15 protein-coding genes are annotated in these 18691 nt (G+C 68.1%); 5 read left to right on the top strand and 10 right to left on the bottom strand.

Annotated features, from left to right (window positions below; all coding sequences use genetic code 11):
* Positions 1–70: 70 nt before the first annotated feature.
* From ABD210_RS09480 to ABD210_RS09495, 4 genes are all read right to left on the bottom strand, one after another.
* Complete coding sequence (locus tag ABD210_RS09480) at positions 71–604, bottom strand: TetR/AcrR family transcriptional regulator (RefSeq protein WP_344110603.1); 534 nt, start codon at positions 602–604, stop codon at positions 71–73.
* Complete coding sequence (locus ABD210_RS09485; protein ID WP_344110604.1) at positions 601–2034, bottom strand: MFS transporter; 1434 nt, start codon at positions 2032–2034, stop codon at positions 601–603. Before ABD210_RS09485 ends, ABD210_RS09480 begins: the two co-directional genes overlap by 4 nt.
* 881 nt (positions 2035–2915) lie before the next feature.
* Positions 2916–4583 (bottom strand): S1C family serine protease, encoded by a 1668-nt coding sequence (locus ABD210_RS09490; protein WP_344110605.1) that lies wholly within the window; start codon positions 4581–4583, stop codon positions 2916–2918.
* 231 nt (positions 4584–4814) lie between these two features.
* A complete protein-coding gene (locus ABD210_RS09495) occupies positions 4815–6101 on the bottom strand; it encodes an FAD-binding oxidoreductase (RefSeq protein ID WP_344110606.1) in 1287 nt (428 codons plus the stop codon).
* 75 nt (positions 6102–6176) lie between these two features.
* Here ABD210_RS09495 and pdxR point away from each other — a divergent pair, with 75 nt between their 5' ends.
* A complete protein-coding gene (pdxR, locus tag ABD210_RS09500) occupies positions 6177–7631 on the top strand; it encodes a MocR-like pyridoxine biosynthesis transcription factor PdxR (protein ID WP_344110607.1) in 1455 nt (484 codons plus the stop codon).
* Positions 7632–7696: 65 nt separating this feature from the next.
* Positions 7697–8257, top strand: coding sequence for a TetR family transcriptional regulator (locus ABD210_RS09505; RefSeq protein WP_344110608.1), 561 nt, complete (start codon positions 7697–7699; stop codon positions 8255–8257).
* A gap of 12 nt (positions 8258–8269) precedes the next feature.
* Here the strand turns inward: ABD210_RS09505 and ABD210_RS09510 are convergent, their stop codons facing one another.
* The 5 genes from ABD210_RS09510 to ABD210_RS09530 all read right to left on the bottom strand — a co-directional run bounded on the left by ABD210_RS09510 (position 8270) and on the right by ABD210_RS09530 (position 12294).
* Complete coding sequence (locus ABD210_RS09510; protein WP_344110609.1) at positions 8270–9178, bottom strand: ribonuclease Z; 909 nt, start codon at positions 9176–9178, stop codon at positions 8270–8272.
* A gap of 205 nt (positions 9179–9383) precedes the next feature.
* The gene (locus ABD210_RS09515) at positions 9384–9602 is read right to left on the bottom strand and encodes a hypothetical protein (protein ID WP_344110611.1); all 219 of its coding nucleotides are present in this window, start codon (positions 9600–9602) and stop codon (positions 9384–9386) included.
* Positions 9599–10396, bottom strand: a complete 798-nt coding sequence (locus ABD210_RS09520) for a COG4280 domain-containing protein (RefSeq protein ID WP_344110612.1) — start codon at positions 10394–10396, stop codon at positions 9599–9601. Before ABD210_RS09520 ends, ABD210_RS09515 begins: the two co-directional genes overlap by 4 nt.
* A 473-nt stretch (positions 10397–10869) precedes the next feature.
* Positions 10870–11442 carry a Chromate resistance protein ChrB gene (locus tag ABD210_RS09525; RefSeq protein WP_344110613.1) on the bottom strand — a complete coding sequence of 191 codons (573 nt, stop codon included), beginning with the start codon at positions 11440–11442 and terminating at the stop codon, positions 10870–10872.
* Between the two features lie 132 nt (positions 11443–11574).
* A complete protein-coding gene (locus ABD210_RS09530; protein WP_344110614.1) occupies positions 11575–12294 on the bottom strand; it encodes a VIT1/CCC1 transporter family protein in 720 nt (239 codons plus the stop codon).
* A gap of 535 nt (positions 12295–12829) precedes the next feature.
* On the opposite strand from ABD210_RS09530, the gene ABD210_RS09535 reads away from it, so the two are divergent.
* Complete coding sequence (locus ABD210_RS09535; RefSeq protein WP_344110615.1) at positions 12830–13597, top strand: GntR family transcriptional regulator; 768 nt, start codon at positions 12830–12832, stop codon at positions 13595–13597.
* Positions 13587–14588: a GDSL-type esterase/lipase family protein gene (locus ABD210_RS09540; RefSeq protein ID WP_344110617.1), complete on the top strand. Its 1002-nt coding sequence runs from the start codon at positions 13587–13589 to the stop codon at positions 14586–14588. Before ABD210_RS09535 ends, ABD210_RS09540 begins: the two co-directional genes overlap by 11 nt.
* Here ABD210_RS09540 and ABD210_RS09545 read toward each other — a convergent pair.
* Positions 14572–17598, bottom strand: a complete 3027-nt coding sequence (locus ABD210_RS09545) for a glycine--tRNA ligase (RefSeq protein ID WP_344112029.1) — start codon at positions 17596–17598, stop codon at positions 14572–14574. The genes ABD210_RS09540 and ABD210_RS09545 overlap by 17 nt on opposite strands.
* Before the next feature lie 456 nt (positions 17599–18054).
* Here ABD210_RS09545 and ABD210_RS09550 point away from each other — a divergent pair, with 456 nt between their 5' ends.
* A complete protein-coding gene (locus ABD210_RS09550) occupies positions 18055–18681 on the top strand; it encodes a superoxide dismutase (RefSeq protein WP_344110618.1) in 627 nt (208 codons plus the stop codon).
* Positions 18682–18691: the final 10 nt, after the last annotated feature.

Here is an 18691-nt window from a genome sequence, read left to right on the forward strand (position 1 = left end):
CTCGACCTGGATCGTCCATGGTACCGGGTCGAGACGTACGCCACAGCACCCCCTGACCGACTATTGAGACCTAGCTGATCAGGGCCTGCAGGGCGGGACTGTAGAGGTCGGCGACGAGGTCCAGGTCTGCCGAGGCGGTGGGGCCGGTCTTGTCGACCGCGAGGGCCGCGCCTAGGCCGAGGAGCTGGGCCACGATCAACTCGGCCCGGACGTCGAGGTGGTCCCCTGACAGACGGTCCGCGAAGGCGCTGACGACCTGCTGACGGAAGCGCTCGCGCAGCAGTTTCCGCTCGTCGCCGATCCCGATCGCGAAGACCACCCGCAGCATCAGGTCCGCCTGGTTCTCGCGACGCCACTCGACCAGCGCCTTGACCGCATGCCGGCCGAGCTCCTCGTTCGGTGCCGCCAGCAACAGCTCCGCCGCGTCGCTGAAGTCCGCAACCCGGTCGAACAGGGATTCCTTGCCGCCGAAGTGCTTCACGATCAGGGACGCGCTGACTCCGGCGTCGGCGGCGATCCCGCGCAGCGTCACGGCGTCGTACGGCTGTCGGGCGAAGGCCCTGCGAGCTGCCCTGATGATGGCGGTCCGGCCGGCATCCGTCACGTCGTACGGCCCGCTTCCGCCAGCTCGAGGTCGCGCACCGGCAGGGCACGGCGGGCCGGGATCAGCAGGGTGAGGCCGACCGCGACCAGTGCCGCGAGGCCCGCGATGACGAACACGATCAGGTAGGCACTGAGCGTCGGCGCTGTCTGGCCGTCCTTGGTCGCCACGACGCTGGTCAGGACGGTCGCCACGATCGCGCTGCAGACCGCCTGCCCGATCGTGCGCATCAAGGTGTTGAGGCCGTTCGCCGCAGCCGTTTCGGTCACGGGAACAGCATGCATGATCAAGGCAGGCAGCGCCGAATACGCCACGGCGGTTCCGGCCGCGACCACAGTCGCACCGGCCACGATCGCGATCAGGTTCTCGCTGGTGAACAGCCGGACGACATACCCGACCGCCATCAGGGCCGCCGCCACGGCAAGGGTGAACCGTGGCCCGCGCGCGGCGGAGATCCGCGCCGAGACCGGCGACAGCAGCACCATCGCGACACCACCCGGCAACAGGCACAACCCGCTGACCACGATCGAGGCGCCGAGGCCGTAGCCCGTCCACGTCGGCTCCTGCACGAGCTGGGCCGTCGTCAACGAGTTCGCGTAGAAGGCGAACCCGATCAGCAAGGCGGCGAGGTTGGTGAACAGCACAGCAGGTCGCGCCGACACCCGCAGATCGACCAGCGGCGCGGAAGTCCGCAACTCGAACAAGATCCACAGCGCGACGATCACCACGGCCCCGCCGAACAACCCGAGCGTCCTCATCGAACCCCATCCCCAGGCGCTGCCCTTCGACACCGCGAGCAACAGGCAGACCAGGAACGCGCTCAGCCCGAGAGCACCTGGTACGTCGAACCGACCACGGGTGCGCACCTTGGACTCGGGCACGATCAGGAGAACCACCGCGATGTCGAGCAGGCCGAGTCCCAGGCAGATCCAGAACATCGTGTGCCAGTTCGCGTACTTCACCACCAAGGTCGCCGCAGGAATGCCGAACGCAGCGCCGACACCGAGGGTCGAGCTCATCATCGCGATGGACGGGATCACCCGCTCCGGCGGCAACTCGTCCCTCAGGATGCTGATCCCGAGCGGGACCACCGCAACCGCGGCACCCTGGAAGGCGCGCCCGAGGATCAACACCGGTAACAGCGAACTGATCGCGCACAGCAACGATCCGACGACCATCGAGGAGAGCGCGATCAACAGCACGCGCCGCTTGCCGTACATGTCACCGGCGCGGCCGAGCAACGGGGTGAAGACGGCCCCGGCCAGCAGGGTGACCGTGACTAGCCAGCTCACGTCGGCCGGCTTGCTGTGGGTGAGACCGGGGAGCTCGGGCAGCAGCGGTACTACCAGCGTCTGCATCACTGACACGAGCACGCCACACGAGGCGAGTGCGGCGAGAACCAGACGTGGATGAGCAGCGGGCCGGACGGTCAACAGAGGTCCTCACAGGGACGCGCGGACGGGCGGCCGCACTGGGGTGAACGGGCGTTTACCCCATCATGGTAAACAATCGTTCACCCCATCCTCAAGCGACAAGCCTTTGCGTCCGAATGATGGCGGGGCAGACCCCGCAGGTGTTCGGACGCAAGCAGGAAAGAAGGTCGGCGCCTCGGGCGCGGCCCGCCTTGCGTCCGAATGATGGCAGGGCCGGCCCCTCGGATGTTCGGACGCAAGCAGGAAAGAAGGTCGGCGCCTCGGGCGCGGCCCGCCTTACGTCCGAATGATGGCAGGGCCGGCCCCTCGGATGTTCGGACGCAAGCAGGAAAGAAGGTCGCCGCCCGGGCACGGCCCGCCTTGCGTCCGAATGATGGCGGGGCAGACCCCGCAGGTGTTCGGACGCAAGCAGGAAAGAAGGCCGGCGCCCGGGCACGGCCCGCCTTGCGTCCGAATGATGGCGGGGCAGACCCCGCAGGTGTTCGGACGCAAGCAGGAAAGAAGGTCGCCGCCCGCCATGCGTCCGAATGATGGCGGGGCAGACCCCGCAGGTGTTCGGACGCAAGCAGGAAGGAAGGTCGCCGCCCGCGCGGGCGCGGTCCGCCTTGCGTCCGAATGATGGCAGGGCAGACCCCGCAGGTGATCGGACGCAAGCAAGGAGAAAGAAGGTCGGGCCCGGGCGCTCGAGGGGGTGGGAGCGCCGGGCCCGATCGGGGTCCGCCGCGTGGGGGAGGCGTCGGCGGACCGGTCTACGGTCTTGCGGTGGTGCTGGTCTGTGCGGTGGTGCTGGTCTTTGCGGTGGTGTTCGTGCGGGGTGTGGTGCTGGGGGTGCCTGCGCCGGAGTCGCTGGGTGCTGGGGCGACTCCGGCGTAGGACTTGGTTCAGCGGACTGGCCCGGTGGCCAGCGTGATGGTGGCGGTGTGTTGCTGTCCGGCCTGGTCGGTCCAGCTCACCGCGACCTTGTCGCCGGGGTGGTACTGGTTGAGCAGGTTGGACAGGGTGGTCGGCGAATCGACCGTCTTGCCGCCGAGCGAGGTGATCACGTCGCCGGCGGCGATCCCGGCTGCCTCAGCCTTGCCGCCGGCGAGGACGTCCGCGACGACCGCGCCAGAGGTGCCGGGGTTCGTGGCAACAGAGATGCCGATCATCGGGGAGGCGCCGATGTGGACGGTCGAGGAGGCGCTGCCCGCCTCGATCTGGTCTGCGATCTGCAGCGCCTGGTTGATCGGGATCGCGTATCCCTCAGTGGTCGGCGCTGTCTGGCCCTGACCGCTGCCGTTGCCGGATCCTTGCCCCGCGCCGCCGCCGCCGAAGCCGCCGCCGTTCCCGAAGCCGGGGCCACCTGAGCCGCCACCAAATGCGGCCAGCGTGGCGGTCGCGGCTGTAGCGGTCGACGAGGACGTCTGACCCGGCGCCTGACCACCGCCGCTGGTGCCACCGGCCGTGTCGATGCCGACCACCTCACCCGCGGCGTTCGCCAGCGGACCGCCAGAGTCTCCGGGCTGGATGTTCGCATTGGTCTGGATCAGCCCGGTGAGATTCTCCGGGTTCGCGCCGCTCGAGTCCGTCGCCGTGATCGCCTGGTTCAGGCCCGTTACGGTGCCGGCAGCGTAGCTAGGCGTACCGCCTGCTCCTCCGGCATTGCCGATCCCGACCACCTGCTGGTTGAGCGCCACGGTCGATGAGTCGCCGGTCTTGGCGGTCTGCAGTCCGGATGCGTTCTGCAACTGGAGTACGGCGATGTCGTGGGTGGCGTCGTAGCCGACCACGCTCGCCGAGTAGGTCTTGCCGTTGCCGACGTCCACGACGGAGATCTGAGTGGCGCCTTGCACCACGTGGTGGTTCGTCAGCACCTCGCCGGTCGAGGTCAGCACGATCCCGGTGCCGGCCGCTTGCCCCCCTTGGTAGCCGAGCACGGTGTTCACATCCACGAGCCCGGGCGACACCTGCGCTGCGACTGCAGCGGGGTCGAGCACCTGCGCCAGCTTGGACGAGTTGTTGTTGGACTGCTGGCTGACGCCCCAGGCGACCGAGCCGATCACCGTGAGGACTGCGAGGCTCAGTACGCCGACCATCGCCGGCAGCCGCTTGCTCCGCTTCCGCGGTGCCTGGTGGAAAGGCGGCCCCGCGGGCATCCCCTGAAACGCTGCCCACTGCTGCCCGTTGCCCTGCGGCGCATATCCATATCCGTGCTGGGCGTACCCATACCCCTGCGGCTGCCCATATCCCTGTTGCGCGTGCTCAAATCCCTGCTGCTGGCCGTAACCCTGCTGGGACTCGCCGTAACCCTGCTGCGGGTTCGCCGGCCCCTGCTGCGGGTTCGCCGGCCCCTGCTGCGGGTTCGCCGGCCCCTGCTGCGGGTTCGGTTGTCCCTGCGGTGCCTGCCCGTACTGCGGGGGCCACGGCTGCTGATTCGGCGCCGGTGTCGCCGGCGCCTGCCCCTGCTGCCCCTCGGCGGGACGCTGCTGCCCTTCGAGGGGCCCCTGCTGCCCCTCGATAGGTCGCTGCTGCCCCTCGGCGGGCTCCTGCTGTTCGTCGTTGCCGTTCATTCCCAGTGCCTCCTCAGCCCATCCCTCTATGTCTTCGAGTAGACCTCGGCAATCTGAGAACTCCATCGACCCAACAGAGGAATCACCTGAGAATCCGATGTGCTCCACACCACAGCAATCCGCTCCGGCCAACTGCCCGCCCAAGGTGAGCCGCCCGCGGAATGTTTGCCTATAGCAAGGACTGACCCTGGCGCTCGTTCGGGAAGAACTCGTGGACAGCTTCTGACCCAGTCAGCTGGAGGGCCGGATGTTCTGGTTGAGGTGGAAGACATTCGCCGGGTCGTAGGTGTTCTTCAGCGCGGTCAGGCGGGCCAGCTTCGCGGGCGGGAACGCCCGGCTCACGCTCTCGCCGTTGAGGGTATTCACGTAGGCGCCACCGGCGTACTGGTCGAGTGAGGCGGCATACGCGCGGATGGTGGCGATGCGCTCCTCGTCCTCGGTGGGGTCCTCCCAGCGGCTGGCGGTGACGAACTCGAACTGGGTGTCGCGGTGGCTGAACGCCGCATCGGAATCCGGTACTTCGGCGATCGCGCCGCCGTAGGCCTGCAGGCTCGCGCCGACTCCGGGGTTACGCAGCAGGGCGCGGATCGCGGCGTCCGGCAAGGCCTTGAAGTAGTGGCCCTTCCAGTAGCGGCGGAAGCGGTGACCCTGGACCGTGTCGTCGCGGCTCTGCAGCGTCAGGTAGGGCAGCTCTTCGATGCTCTCGGCAACAACCGTGCCGAGCCGCCTGAATGTCTGGAGCAACTTCTCAGCCTGCGCGGGATCACCGACCCAGACGAAGCCGACGGTCACGTCGTCGCCGCGGACGCCGGCGGTGAAGGTCGCCTGTCGCGGTGCGGTGGAGTTCAACTCGCGCCAACCCCGCAATACCGCGAAGCCTTCGGCGGCGGGATAGGTGAACTCGGCAACGAGGGCGCGGGTGCCGATCTGGTGCAGCCGGAACTCGAAGGAGGTGACGATGCCGAAGTTGCCGCCACCACCGCGCAGGCCCCAGAACAGCTCGGAGTTCTCGGTGGCACTCGCGCGGACCACCTCGCCGACCGCGGTGACCAGCTCGTACGAGACGACGTTGTCGCAGGCGAGGCCGAACTGCCGCGCCAGCCAGCCCATCCCACCGCCCAGGGTCAGGCCCCCGACACCGGTGTGCGAGACGTTCCCCGCGGTCGTGGCCAAGCCGTATTGCTGCGCGGCGCGGTCCAGTTCGCCGAGCAGAGCGCCTCCCTGGACCCAGGCCACCTGCTGCTCGGGATCGACCCGGACCTCGTTCATCGGGGTCAGGTCGATCATCAGGCCGCCGTCCGGCACGGCCAGCCCGGCGATGTTGTGACCGCCACAGCGCACGCCGATCTCCAGGTCGTGGGCTCGTGCGAACTCCACGGCCGCAACGACGTCGGCGGTGCTCTGGCACCTCGCGACCGCTGCCGGGCGGCGGTCGATCATCGCGTTCCAGATCGTCCGCGACTCGTCGTAGCCGGCGTCGCCGTCGTGCAGCAGGTCCAGCGTGAGGGTGGTGGTCATCGTCGGGCTCCTTGTCGAAAGTGGTTGTGCTCACCACCCTGACAGCGAAGCGGTACTCGGTTAAGGTCCAGTTTTATGAGCCCATCCAGGACCAATTCTGGTGCAGTCAGGACCAATTCTGCTGCGGTCAGGACCACCTCTGCGGCCGACGAGCTGCTGGTCGAGCTCCGGCGCGGCGATTCCGCGCCCTTGCACCAGCAACTGGAGAGCGGGATCCGGGAGCGGATCCGGCAGGGCCTGCTCCGCTCCGACACGGTGATGCCGTCGACCAGGGCACTCGCGACGGATCTCGGCCTGTCGCGTGGCGTGGTGGTCGAGGCCTACCAGCAGCTGGTCGCCGAGGGATACCTCGTCAGCCGCACCGGCGGCTACACCCAGGTCGCGCCGGCCGCAGCCGGGATTTCCCTGCCGGACAAGGTGAAACCGACGCCGAGCGGCCCACCCAGGATCGACTTCAAGTACAGCCATCCGGACGTATCGCAGTTCCCCCGGGCGGCCTGGTTGCGCTCGATCCGCAAGGTGCTGAACGAGACTCCACATCGGAGTTTCGCCTACCTGGACGGGCGTGGGTCGGAGGAGCTTCGCTCGGCGCTGGCGGATTACCTCAACCGGGTGCGTGGAACTGCGGCGCAGCCCCAGGACATGCTGATCTGCAACGGGTTCGCGCAGGGGTCGAGGTTGTTGCTCCAGGTGCTGGCGGCAGCCGGGTTCCGCAGGCTGGCCGTGGAGGACCCGTCGGACAACGAACTCCGCGAGGTCGCGGCTGCGGCCGGGCTGGAGTCGGTCGGCGTACCAGTGCTCGATTCGGGCCTGGATGTGGAAGCACTCGAGCGATCCGGTGCGGACGTAGTACTGGTGACTGCTGCTCATCAGTTCCCGACCGGGGCGGTGACGTCGGCCGAGACGCGGGCGGCGCTGGTCGCGTGGGCGGCGAAGCGGGACGCGTTGATCATCGAGGACGACTACGACGCGGAGTACCGCTATGACCGCGAGCCGATCGGCGCGATGCAGGGGCTGGCGCCGGAGCGGGTCGTCTACGCCGGTACGGCGAGCAAGACGCTGGCGCCCGGGCTCCGGCTCGGCTGGCTGATCCTGCCCACCCGGCTGGTCGAACCGATGTCGATCGCGAAGGTGGTGGACGATCGCGGCTCACCGGTGCTCGACCAGTTGACGTTCGCGGATTTCGTCGCGCGCGGCGAGTTCGACCGGCACCTGCGGCGGATGCGCCCGCGCTACCGCCGGCTGCGCGACGCGCTGGTCGGACGGTTGGCCGAGCGTCTGCCCGACCTCCAGCCGATCGGCGTCTCTGCCGGCCTGCACGTGATGGCCTGGCTGCCGGCCGACCTTTCCGAGGAGGCGGTGACAACGGCCGCACTCGACCGCGGCCTGGGCATCTACGGCCTCAAGCCCTATTGGGTCGGGAAGCCGGGCGCGGAAGGCCTCGTCTTCGGCTACGGCGGCCTCACCGAGCCTGCTGTCGTCGAAGGCATCGACCTCCTCGCCGACACCATCGCCTCCCTGCGTCGCTAGGCCCAAGGGGCCAACACGTGGCTCGACGGAGTTGTCAACTGACTGGTTGGTTGTAAGCTGCCGGTATGCAGCGAGATGCGGATCGGACGAGGAAGCGCATTCTTGCGGCCGCCACGGAGGAGTTCGCCGCGCTAGGCATCGCAGGGGCGAGGGTCAACCGGATCGCCGAGGTCGCCGGCTGCAACAAAGCGATGCTGTATGCGTACTTCGGCAGCAAGGACCAGCTGTTCGACGCCGTGTTCACCGAGTCGGTGGATGCCTACCTGGCCGAGGTCGGGTTCGACGCGGACGATCTGCCCGGGTATGCCGGCCGCGTCTTCGACTATTTCGAGGAGCACCCGGACCGCTTGCGGCTGTCGGTCTGGTACCGGCTGGAGAGGCCGCAGAGCGCCCGGCTCGAGGCGGTTGTCGCCGTGAACGAGAGCCGGCTGGCCGAGCTGGAACGAGCCCAGCGGGACGGAGTGGTCCGCTCCGATTTCAGCCCGGTGGCCCTGCTCTCGCTGATCCAGTCGATCGCGACGAGCTGGTCGTCGATGACCCCGGAGTACGGCGCCGCAGTACAGGCCGATCCTGCACACCGCCGAGAGACGGTCGTCAACGCGGTCCGCAAACTTCTCAACGGCTGACCTCGAGCCGGGTCAGCGGCGTGCGGGGACGGAGACGCGGGTGAGGTCGGCCGCTACGACGATCTCGCCGCTGAACTCGGCGGCGGCTTCCTCGTGGAAGCGTTCAGGTTCGGTGTAGCGCTGGGAGAAGTGGGTGAGAACGAGCTTGCGGACGCCGCACTCCTGGGCGACCCTTGCGGCCTGGCGTGCGGTGAGGTGTCCGAAGTTCGTGGCCAGCTCGCGCTCGGAGGACAGGTAGGTCGACTCGATCACGAGCAGGGCCGCCTGGTCGGCGAGGCGGAACACCCCGTCGCAGAGCCGGGTGTCCATCACGAAGGCGAATCGTTGCCCAGGGCGCGGTTCGCTCACCTGGTCGACAGTTACCGTCCGCCCGTCCACGACGATCGCCCCGGCCTGCTGCAGACGACTCACCGCCGGGCCGACCACGCCGTACCGGGCGAGTTCGTCGGGCAGCATCCGGCGGCCGTCGGGTTCGATCAACTGGTAGCCGAACGACTCGATCGGGTGTTCCAGCCGCCGCACCCACAACTGGCCGAACGGCCCGACCGAGAGCAGGCCGTCCTCCTCGATCGGTTCCTCCAGCAACTCCGCGCGCTCGAAGAAGGACGCGGCATACCGGAGCCGGGTGAAGTAGTCCTGGCCGGACGCCGGATAGTGCGCGTGAACGGGATGCTGCACGTTGTCGAGGGACAAGCGCTGGATGACACCCGGTACGCCGAGACAGTGGTCGCCGTGGAAGTGGGTGACGCAAAGCCGGGTGATCGCCCCGGCCGGCACCCCGGCGTACAGCATCTGCCGTTGGGTGCCCTCGCCGGGATCGAAGAGGAAGCCTTCGGTATCCCAGCGCAGGAAGTAGCCGTTCTGGCTGCGCTCCCGCGATGCCACCTGGCTACCGGTGCCCAGCACAACCAGTTCGCGCACAGCCCCAACACTAGCTACCCCCCGGCCTCAGAGCACGGCGCCGAAGGCCTCGAGGAAGCCTCGGATTTGACTGCAGCAGATGCTACGAGAACTTGAGACGGCGTGGTGTCTACTACAACAGCATCCGTGCGGACAGGACGACGGCCCCGCACGCCAGGGAGCGCGTGCGGAGCCGGTCGTCAAGCAGGGCAGCGAATTCCAGCCCCTACCGCCGTTTCGGACGGACGTCGATGGCGAGGCTGATCGCGAACGCCACCACGATCGCGGCGCCACCCAGCAGGGTCAGACCGACGTCGCCGAACAGGTTCGCCTTCATCGCCACCAACACCACACCGAGTGCCAGCACCACGGCGACGGCGATCTTCCAGTCGTCACCGATGATGAAGTCGTACCAGAACTGGCCGAATGCCTTGAGGAACTTCACTTCTTCACCTCCACGTAAGCCTCACCGGACGCGACTGGCCTGGACGCGGGCGTCCGCAGTACGGCGATGAAGATGCGGCTGAGCACGAACCAGGCGGCCAACAGGGCCAGGATGATCAGGTCATTGCCGGGCCACTCGAGGCTGGTGTGGCCGGCCCGGAAGATGCCGAGGCCCTCGACCGCCCAGAAGGTCCCGAAGGATGCCAGCAACAAGCCGACGCCGTACTTCAGGAGGTTCTCGTTGATCATCGACAGCGGCCGGCGGGCGGCGACCGCGATGATCAGCACGACCACCACGGCGGCGATCGCGCCCACGCTGGCAGCCGGCACGTTCTTCGCGTTCAGGCCGAAGGTGATCACGATGAAGACGACCTCCATGCCCTCCAGGAACACGCCCTTGAACGAGACCATGAAGGAGAACAGGTCCACGCTGCCCGTGCTCTCACCTGCGGCCTTCGCCGCGGCGACCTCTTCCTTGTAGATCGCCGCCTCGTCGTGCACGGCTTTTCGGCCCGACGAGCGCAGGATCGCCTTCCGCAACCACTGCAGTCCGAAGATCAGCAGCAGTCCGCCGATCGCCAACTGCAGGGCCGACTCCGGCAGCCAGTTCGCGAGCGCGTAGCCGGCGAAGGCCGTCACCACCGCCAGCACACCGAGCGCCGCGAGGGTGCCGAGCAGCGCCGACTTCCAGCTGCGGGTGAAGCCCATCGCCATCACGATCGTCGTGGCTTCGACCATCTCCACGAAACACGCGACGAACGTCGCGATCACGAGCCCCCACGTTGCCGCGTCCATCTCTCACTTCCTATCCATTGATCTGCAACACTTGCTACATCGAACGATAGTTACGCAGTTATGGACCTGTCAACGAGTCTCACCATGTGGTTCGGCGCAGGTTTGCGGCAGGCCGAAGCCCCCGGAGATCCCGAGTCCGCGGGTATCTCCGGGCGCCGCCGCGCCGCCGCGGGTCAGGCCAGCGCGGCTAAAGGGTGCTCGTGGAGATGCTGCCGCCACACGACACGACCGCCACCGCTGCCCTTCCAGCTCCGTACGCCGGGCGCGCGCAGCCGCGAACGCCATCGCGGCCGAGCCTTCGATCAACTTGCCGGCCTCCACCGAGGCGGCCATGGCGGCATCCCGGACCGGCGATGCGCCGTACACGCGGAGCTCGGGGCGATGCTGTGAGCTGTACGGCTACTCCCTGGCGGACGAGGCTGTGCTCGTGCAGCCAAAGGCGAAGACCAAACGGCGCAAGTAGAGCGGCCGGCTCAGACCTTACCCTCGGTGCGGTCGTAGACGTCCGCCTCGAACTCCTCCAGCAGCCGCTCGCAGTCGGCCACCTTGGTCCTGGCCAGGTCCTTGCCTTCGGCATCCATCCAGTCGCGGCCCTCGACCTTGGCCAGCCAGCGCCGCAGCTTCTCCAGGTCCTGGCGGATCTCCTCGGCCTCCTCGAACGTGTAGTTCTCCCGGAACCGCTCGAACTCGATCTCCTTGACGAACTTCGTGTCGCACTCCTCGACGATCTCGGCGTACTCCTTCGCGGACTGGGTCCGGAAGCCCTCCACGAACTGCTCGCGGGCGTCGTCGTCGACATCGGTCAGGGTCAGGAAGACGCTCGAGCCGCCGAGCTCGGCGACCTTCTCCCGCACCTTCTCCATGCCGGTCCGCAACTCGTCGCGATCGGGGAGCACGCACACCGCCTGCTGGACGTAGAACCCGCCGAGCCGCTTGAGCTCACGCCAGACCGCCACCCGCGCCCGGGACGAATCACTGGGCACCTTGTAGATCAGTAGCAGCCAGGCCCCTTTGGCAGGGGCCTTGGTCCGTCGGGTCGTCGCCATGCCGGACAGGTTATCCGGCTTGTCAGGCACCGACCCGGCCCGCACGGTTCCACAGTCCATCGACGAGGAGGGGCAGCGACTCACGCAGTACGTCGACCAGAGCCGTCACGCGCAGCGGTCTGGCGGTTGTCGTCATGACAGTCCGGCACCGACAAGCAGGCCGATCGCATACGTCACGGCTGCGGAGAGCCCACCCAGCAGCAACTGACGGCCACCGCCGTACCAGAACGGGCGAGCGGTGATCCGGGCGACGATGCCACCGGTGACCACCAGGCCGATCACGCTCAGGAGCAGTGCGGGCAGCACGCTCGCCGCGCCGAAAAGGAACGGAAGCAGGGGAATGAGCGCGCCGAGCGCGAAGGCGGCGAAGGAGGATCCGGCCGCGACCCACGGCGAGGGCAGGTCGTTGGGGTCGACGCCGAGCTCCTCGCGGACGTGCACCTCGAGCGCGACGGCGGGGTCGGCGGTCAACTCGCGGGCCACCTCGGCCGCCAGCTCGGGGCGCAGACCCTTCGCCTCGTACATCAGGGCGAGCTCCCTGAGCTCGTCCTCCGGGTGCACCTGCAGCTCATGCCGCTCGGCCTCGATCTCGGACTGCATCAGCTCGGTCTGCGACGAGACGGAGGTGAACTCACCCGACGCCATCGAGCAAGCACCGGCAACCAGCCCGGCCAGTCCCGTCATGATCACGACCTTGCCGCTGGCGCCGCCACCGACGACACCGGCCACCAGCGCGAAGTTCGACACCAGCCCGTCCATCACGCCGAACGTGGCCGGCCGCAGCCAGCCACCGGTGACATCTCGGTGCGAGTGATGAATCTCGGCTGCCTGCTCCATCACATCCGCAGTCATCCTGGTCCTTCCGAAAAGTTTAGGTGAGCGTAACCTCAGTTATTTTGTATCATCTGTTACATCAGTCTATTCATTGCCTTCTCGCCCGGCAACGAAAGAAAGCCTTACCTAGCAGGGAGAACGGCTGGATTCAGCCGCCGCAGACGTAGGGCAGGACGCCGCCGTGGCGGTAGTAGTCGGCTTCGCGGGCAGTGTCGAGGCGCACGGTGGCGATCTGGTGGCGGATCGCGTTCTCCAGCAGCCGCAGCGTCCATGGGAGGTGGCTCGGCGCGATCCCTAGAAGACTGTGCGCGGCTGGACGGTCACTTCCACGCTGCCGGGTCCTTTCCTCGGGAACCAGATGCTGTGTTTCGTTATAATCTGTCGCGTCAACAAAGTAGTCGTGATCGTCTTACGCGTTGATATCGGCGCGAATCTCATCTCGTATGGTTATAACGAGTGATTCGAGGTTGGCCGGGAGGCTGTGGACGAGCAGTGCGCGAGGGCGGATCGGCTGCGATAGGTTGGAGCCCCGCCGCGCCCGAGGGGAGGACCGATGGACGACCAGAACGGGAGCCGCCCGACCAAGGCAGAGCTCGCGTATGCGCTCGTCCGGGAGCAGATCCTCCGTGGTGAACTCGAGCCCGGCTCGGTGATCCAGCAGGGACCGCTCGCGCGCGAGCTCGGCATCAGCACCACGCCCCTGCGCGAGGCGATGCGGCGGCTGATGAGCGACGGCCTCGTCGAGCTCGACGCGCACCGGGATGCCCGGGTCAGCACCCTCAACGCGGAAGAGGCGCGCGATCTCCTCGAGATGCGCCGCTCGCTGGATCCGCTGGCGGCCGGCCTCGCCGCGGAGCGCCGGACCCGTGAGGATCTCGACCGGATCCGCAGGACCGCTGCCGAGCTGGAGCCGCTGCTGACTGATCCGCGCGTGGACGAGTTGGCCACTCATCGGCGGTTCCACTCGTCGATCTACGGCGCTTCGCACAACGAACTGCTGACCAAGACCCTGGACGGGCTCTGGGATCGGGTCGACCGCTACCGGCGGCTGGCGCTGGAGAGCGAGCGCAGCCTGCGGGACCTGGACCGCACGCACACCGAGCACCTCGCGCTCGTCGAGGCAGTCGCCGCAGGCGATGCCGAAACAGCCGCCATGGTGATGCGGCACCACATCGATGCCAGCCTCGGCGCCCGTGCCGCCAGCCACCTCCTCAGCGAGTCGGACGAGCGCGTGGGCGAGGCGAGCGGTCGGGTGAACGGGCTGGGCAAGCGAGGCAAGCAGCCGGGCGGACGTCCTGAGGAGGCACAGCATGCGAGGTGACGCGCTCTGGACCGGCTATCGCCATCGGGCGGTCGACGCGGCCGGGTGGATGACCTTCTGGCGGCTCGACCCGCGGGGTCAGCAGTTCGGGCTCACCGACTGGATGGGATATCCGGACCGCCCCGGCCACCGGTTGTGGTCACGAGCGGCGACCCCAGCCGGAGTGCGGGCTGCTTGGCAGACGTCGGCATCGGCGGTGAGCCTGGAGCTTCGGGCCGAGCTCGATATCTACACGTCGATCGCGCCGGTCGATTTCCTGGTCGGCGGCACGCTGCACCAGCGCCGCGAAGTGCAGCCGGGTGAACAGCGGATCAACGTCGAACTGCCCCCCGGGCCGATGGAGTTGGAGATCTGGCTCCCCCAGGCCGGGGCGATCGCAGTACGGGAAGTGTCGTTCGAAGGCGAAGCGGTGCCACAGCCGCCAACCGGGCCGCGGTGGATCACGTATGGCAGTTCGATCACCCAGTGCACCGGTGCGTATGGGCCGTCCGAGACCTGGCCGGCCCTGGTCGCGCGGCAGCACCGGTGGGAGCTGGTCGCGCTGGGGTTCGCCGGCGAGTGCCACCTGGATCCGGTCGCCGCCCGGACTATCCGGGACACGCCGGCGCGGCTGATCTCGCTGTGCCTCGGCATCAACATCTATGGCGGCGAGACCTTCAGCGGGCGGACCTTGCCAGGGCAGATCGAGGAGTTCATCTCGACCGTCCGCGACGGGCACCCGCACACCCCGCTGGTGGTGATCACGCCGCTGCCCGCGCCGGAGCTGGAGGGCAAGCCGAATGCGCTCGGCCTGACCCTCGACGACATCCGTGCCTGCGTGGAGCTGGGCGCCCGGAGCCTGGGCGACCCCGACCTCCAACTGATCGACGGACGGACCGTACTCAGCGGGGAGGAAGCCCAGAACCTGTACGTCGACGACGTCCATCCCGGCCCCGACGGCTACCGCCTGATCGCCGAGCGCCTCGCTCCCCTACTCACTCTGCCGCTCTAGCTTCTTCCTGCTGAGCCTCTGGCTGCGGCTGGGTCGTCAGACTGGTGCCGAGGGCCTGCCAGTCGATCACGGGCGCGGCGAGATCGCGGATGGTCGCGAGCAGCCCGAGCCGCGCGGCCCGGACCTCGGGATCCTCGGCCATCACCAGGATCTCGGAGAAGAAGGTAGTGATCGGGGCGACCAGCATCTCGGTCGCCGCCACGAACTCGCCCAGCGAGCTCGGAGCCGTGCCGACCTTCTGAACCGCCTCGTGCAGGACCAGCTCGGCCGGCTCGGTGAGCTTCGCCGGGTCGTATTGCGCGGTCACGTCGGCCGGGACGATCCGCCGTACCCGCTGCAGTACGGCGACCAGTTCCGCGAAGCTCTGGTTCTGCACCTGGCGCTGGAGCTCGGCCAGAGTCTCGTCAGCGGTGGCGGGAGATTCGGCGAGCGGCAGGACTGCGGCCACCTGGAGATGGTCGTCGCCGCGGTCGAGCAACTGCTGCTCGTACCGCCGGATGGTGAAATCGGCGACCTCCGCCAGCGAGTCGCCGGAGACGTCGATGCCCTGGGCACCGATCTGCTCGGCGGCCGCGGCAAGCCCGACGGACAAGGTGATCGCGCGCAGCTCCGGGTGTTCGCGGAGGATGGCGACGACACCTGCGGCCGCCCGGCGCAGCGCGAACGGGTCTGAGCTACCAGTCGGCTTGGCGCCAACCGCGAACAGGCCGGCCAGCAGGTCGAACCGGTCCGCCAGCGCGAGCAGTGCACCTGGCGTGGTCGACGGCACCGGATCACCGGCGGAACGTGGCAGTTCCATGTCGAACAAGGCCTGCGCGACGGCCTCGGTCTCCCCGGCGCGCCGGGCGTACTCGCGGGCCATCGTGCCCGCCAGGCTGGTCAGCTCGACGACCATCTGTGAGCCGAGGTCGAACTTGGCCAACTCGGCCGCCCGCTTCAGCGTAGTGAGTTCCTCACCCTCGAGACCGGCAGTCCCGGCCAGGCTCTCCGCGATCCGCGCGATCCGGGTGGCGCGCTGGGCCATTGAGCCGAGGCGCTCCTCGAAGGCGAGCTTGCCCAGCTCGGACCTCATCTGCTCCGGGGTGGTCTGGAGGTCGGCGCGCCAGAAGAAGGCGGCGTCCTCGTAGCGGGCACGCAGTACCCCCTCGTTGCCGTGCTGGACCGTCGGCTCGTCGACCGCACCGTTGGCGACGGCAACGAAGTGCGGCAGCAGCTTGCCCCCGGCATCCCGGACCGGCAGGTAGCGCTGGTGTTTGCGCATCACCGTGGTGAGGATCTCCGACGGCAGGTCCAGGTAGTCGGGCGAGAAGTTGCCGAGGATCGCGGTCGGCTCCTCGACCAGGTTCACGACCTGGTCGATCAGCGCCGACTCGCCCTCGACATCCACCGTGCCGTCGACTGTCCCGGCCAACTTCTTGCTGTCAGCAATGATCTGCGCGCGCCGCTTGGCCGGGTCGGCCTCGATGCCGTGGATGCGCAGCAGATCGAGGTAGCCCTCGGCCGCCGCGATCTCGACGATCGGCTGGGCCGCGTTCCGGTGCACCCGGGTGGTCCGGCCGGCCGCGAGGGTCGACACCGCAACCGGCACCTGCTGGTCGCCCAGCAACGCCACCAGCCAGCGGATGGGCCGCGTGAACGACAGCTTCGGGTCGTTCCAGCGCATGTTCTTGTCGGCGCGGAGCCCGGTCACGATCTCCGCCAGGATGCCGCTGAGCACCTCGGTCGCGCCGCGACCCACGTCCTTCTTGGTCACTGCGACGTACTCGACGCCGTCCACGTCCAGGTCCTGCAACTCGCTGACCTCGACACCCTGACCACGCGCGAACCCGGCGGCCGCCTTCGTGACGTTGCCCTCGGCATCGAACGCGGCGGACTTGCGCGGGCCGCGGACAACCCGTTCGGCGTCCGGCTCGACCGGCTGCACGCTCTCGACGAACGCGATCACCCGGCGGGGCGTTGCGTACGAGGTGACCTTGCCGTGGCCGAGGCGGCTGGCGCCGAGCTTCTCAGTCAGGGCGTTGCGTACGGAATCAGCGGTCTTGGTCACCTCCGACGGCGGCAACTCCTCGGTGCCGATCTCGAACAGCAACTGCCTGGTGCCGGTGACCCTCGGGAACTCGGTCGGCGCCGGCGCCGGAGCCGGAAGCTCGGCGATCCCCAGCGGGTGCTCGAGCTCGGTACGCCGCTCGGCCCAGAGCTGGGCGACCTCCCGGGCCAAGGTGCGCATCCGGCCGAACGCCTTCGCGCGTTCCGTAGTACTGACCGCGCCTCGTGCGTCGAGCACGTTGAACGTGTGGGAACAGCGCAGTACATAGACGTGCGCCGGCACCGGGAGCCGGGCGTCGAGCATCCGGCGGGCCTCGCTCGCGTACTCCTCGAAGAGGCGCTTCTGACTCTCCACGTCCGCGTCGTCGAGGTAGTAACGGCTCATCTCGTACTCCGCCTGGCCGAACGCCTCGCCGTAGGAGATCCCTGGCGCGTAGGCGATGTCCTTGAAGTGCGAGACGCCCTGCAGCGCCATCATGATCCGCTCGATGCCGTAGGTGATCTCCACCGACACCGGCTCCAGCGTCATCCCGCCGGCCTGCTGGAAATAGGTGAACTGGGTGATCTCCAGGCCGTCCAGCCAGACCTCCCAGCCCAGCCCCCACGAACCGGTCGCCGGGTTCGCCCAGTTGTCCTCGACGAAGCGCACATCGTGGGCGTGGATGTCGATCCCGAGCGCCTCGAGGCTGGACAGGAACAGCTCCTGCGGGTTGCCCGGGTCCGGCTTGAGCACCACCTGGAACTGGGTGTGCGTCTGCAACCGGTTCGGGTTCTCGCCGTACCGGCTGTCGTCCGGGCGCACACTGGGCTCGACGTACGCGACCCGCCACGGCTCCGGACCGAGCACCCGCAGGATCGTCGCCGGGTTGAGCGTGCCGGCACCCACCTCGGTGTTGAACGGCTGCACCACCATGCAGCCGCGGTCGGTCCAGTACTTCGTCAGCGCGAGCAGCGCGTCCTGCATCGTGAGCACGACAACAACCTCAGGTTCGGTCAAGGGGACTCGGCGGGCGGGACACGCCACCGACATCAACCCCCGAAGTCTATTCGCCACGCGTGACTGCGACGCCACGGATACCGGTGTCCGGTGTCAGCAACTGAGAGCCAGAGGCGCTAGCGTCCGAACAACCGAGGGTCGTGCCCCACCCCTCTTCGGACGCAAGCACACCGGTGCATGCGGTCAGGTGGGATGGGAACCTGGACAGGTGGGACCTCCGGCGTGGGTATCGGGGGAGACTATGTGAAGCTGGTGGTAGTCGGTATGCACCGCGTGAATGTGACTGCCGGCGCTGGTCAGGCCGTTGCCGCGGCATGTTCCGGAGTGGCGACTTGACCTCAATCGTGGTTGAAGTTTCAAGCTGGTGTCGCTGATCCAGGACACCGCAGACACCGGCCCTTGGGCCCTGACGAAGGAGCAGAGTTGACCACGTCGTACACGCTTCCCGATCTTCCCTACGACTACAGTGCGCTGGCGCCGCACATCGCCGCGGAGATCATGGAGCTGCACCACTCCAAGCACCACCAGACCTACGTGAACGGCCTCAACGACACGCTCGAGAAGCTGGCCGCGGCCCGTGAGAAGGGCGACTTCGGCGCCATCGTGGGCCTCGAGAAGTCGCTCGCGTTCAACCTCGGCGGACACGTCAACCACTCGATCTTCTGGAAGAACCTCTCTCCGGACGGCGGCGACAAGCCGGACGGTGAGCTGGGTGCCGCGCTGGACGAGGCCTTCGGCTCGTTCGACGCGTTCCAGGCACACTTCACCGCGGCCGCGACCACCATCCAGGGGTCCGGCTGGGCGATCCTCGGCTGGGACGCGCTCCAGGGCCGGCTGCTGATCCACCAGCTGTACGACCAGCAGTCCAACCTCCCGGCCGGGCAGATCCCGATCGTGATGCTGGACATGTGGGAGCACGCCTTCTACCTGCAGTACAAGAACGTGAAGCCGGACTACGTCAAGGCCTGGTGGAACGTCGTGAACTGGGCGGACGCGCAGGCGCGCTTCGACGCCGCCCGCGCCAACGCCGGCGGCCTCATCACCCTCTGACGCGGCCCCT

The organism is Kribbella alba (genome assembly GCF_039529635.1).
Classification (GTDB): Bacteria; Actinomycetota; Actinomycetes; order Propionibacteriales; family Kribbellaceae; genus Kribbella; species Kribbella alba.

Coding starts and splice junctions, on each gene's coding strand:
- ABD210_RS09505 (WP_344110608.1), top strand. CDS start 7,697: ATGCAGCGAGATGCGGATCGGACGAGGAAGCGCATTCTTGCGGCCGCC.
- ABD210_RS09540 (WP_344110617.1), top strand. CDS start 13,587: ATGCGAGGTGACGCGCTCTGGACCGGCTATCGCCATCGGGCGGTCGAC.
- ABD210_RS09490 (WP_344110605.1), bottom strand. CDS start 4,583: ATGAACGGCAACGACGAACAGCAGGAGCCCGCCGAGGGGCAGCAGCGA.
- ABD210_RS09530 (WP_344110614.1), bottom strand. CDS start 12,294: ATGACTGCGGATGTGATGGAGCAGGCAGCCGAGATTCATCACTCGCAC.
- ABD210_RS09545 (WP_344112029.1), bottom strand. CDS start 17,598: ATGCAGGACGCGCTGCTCGCGCTGACGAAGTACTGGACCGACCGCGGC.
- ABD210_RS09520 (WP_344110612.1), bottom strand. CDS start 10,396: ATGGACGCGGCAACGTGGGGGCTCGTGATCGCGACGTTCGTCGCGTGT.
- pdxR (WP_344110607.1), top strand. CDS start 6,177: ATGAGCCCATCCAGGACCAATTCTGGTGCAGTCAGGACCAATTCTGCT.
- ABD210_RS09535 (WP_344110615.1), top strand. CDS start 12,830: ATGGACGACCAGAACGGGAGCCGCCCGACCAAGGCAGAGCTCGCGTAT.
- ABD210_RS09525 (WP_344110613.1), bottom strand. CDS start 11,442: ATGGCGACGACCCGACGGACCAAGGCCCCTGCCAAAGGGGCCTGGCTG.
- ABD210_RS09495 (WP_344110606.1), bottom strand. CDS start 6,101: ATGACCACCACCCTCACGCTGGACCTGCTGCACGACGGCGACGCCGGC.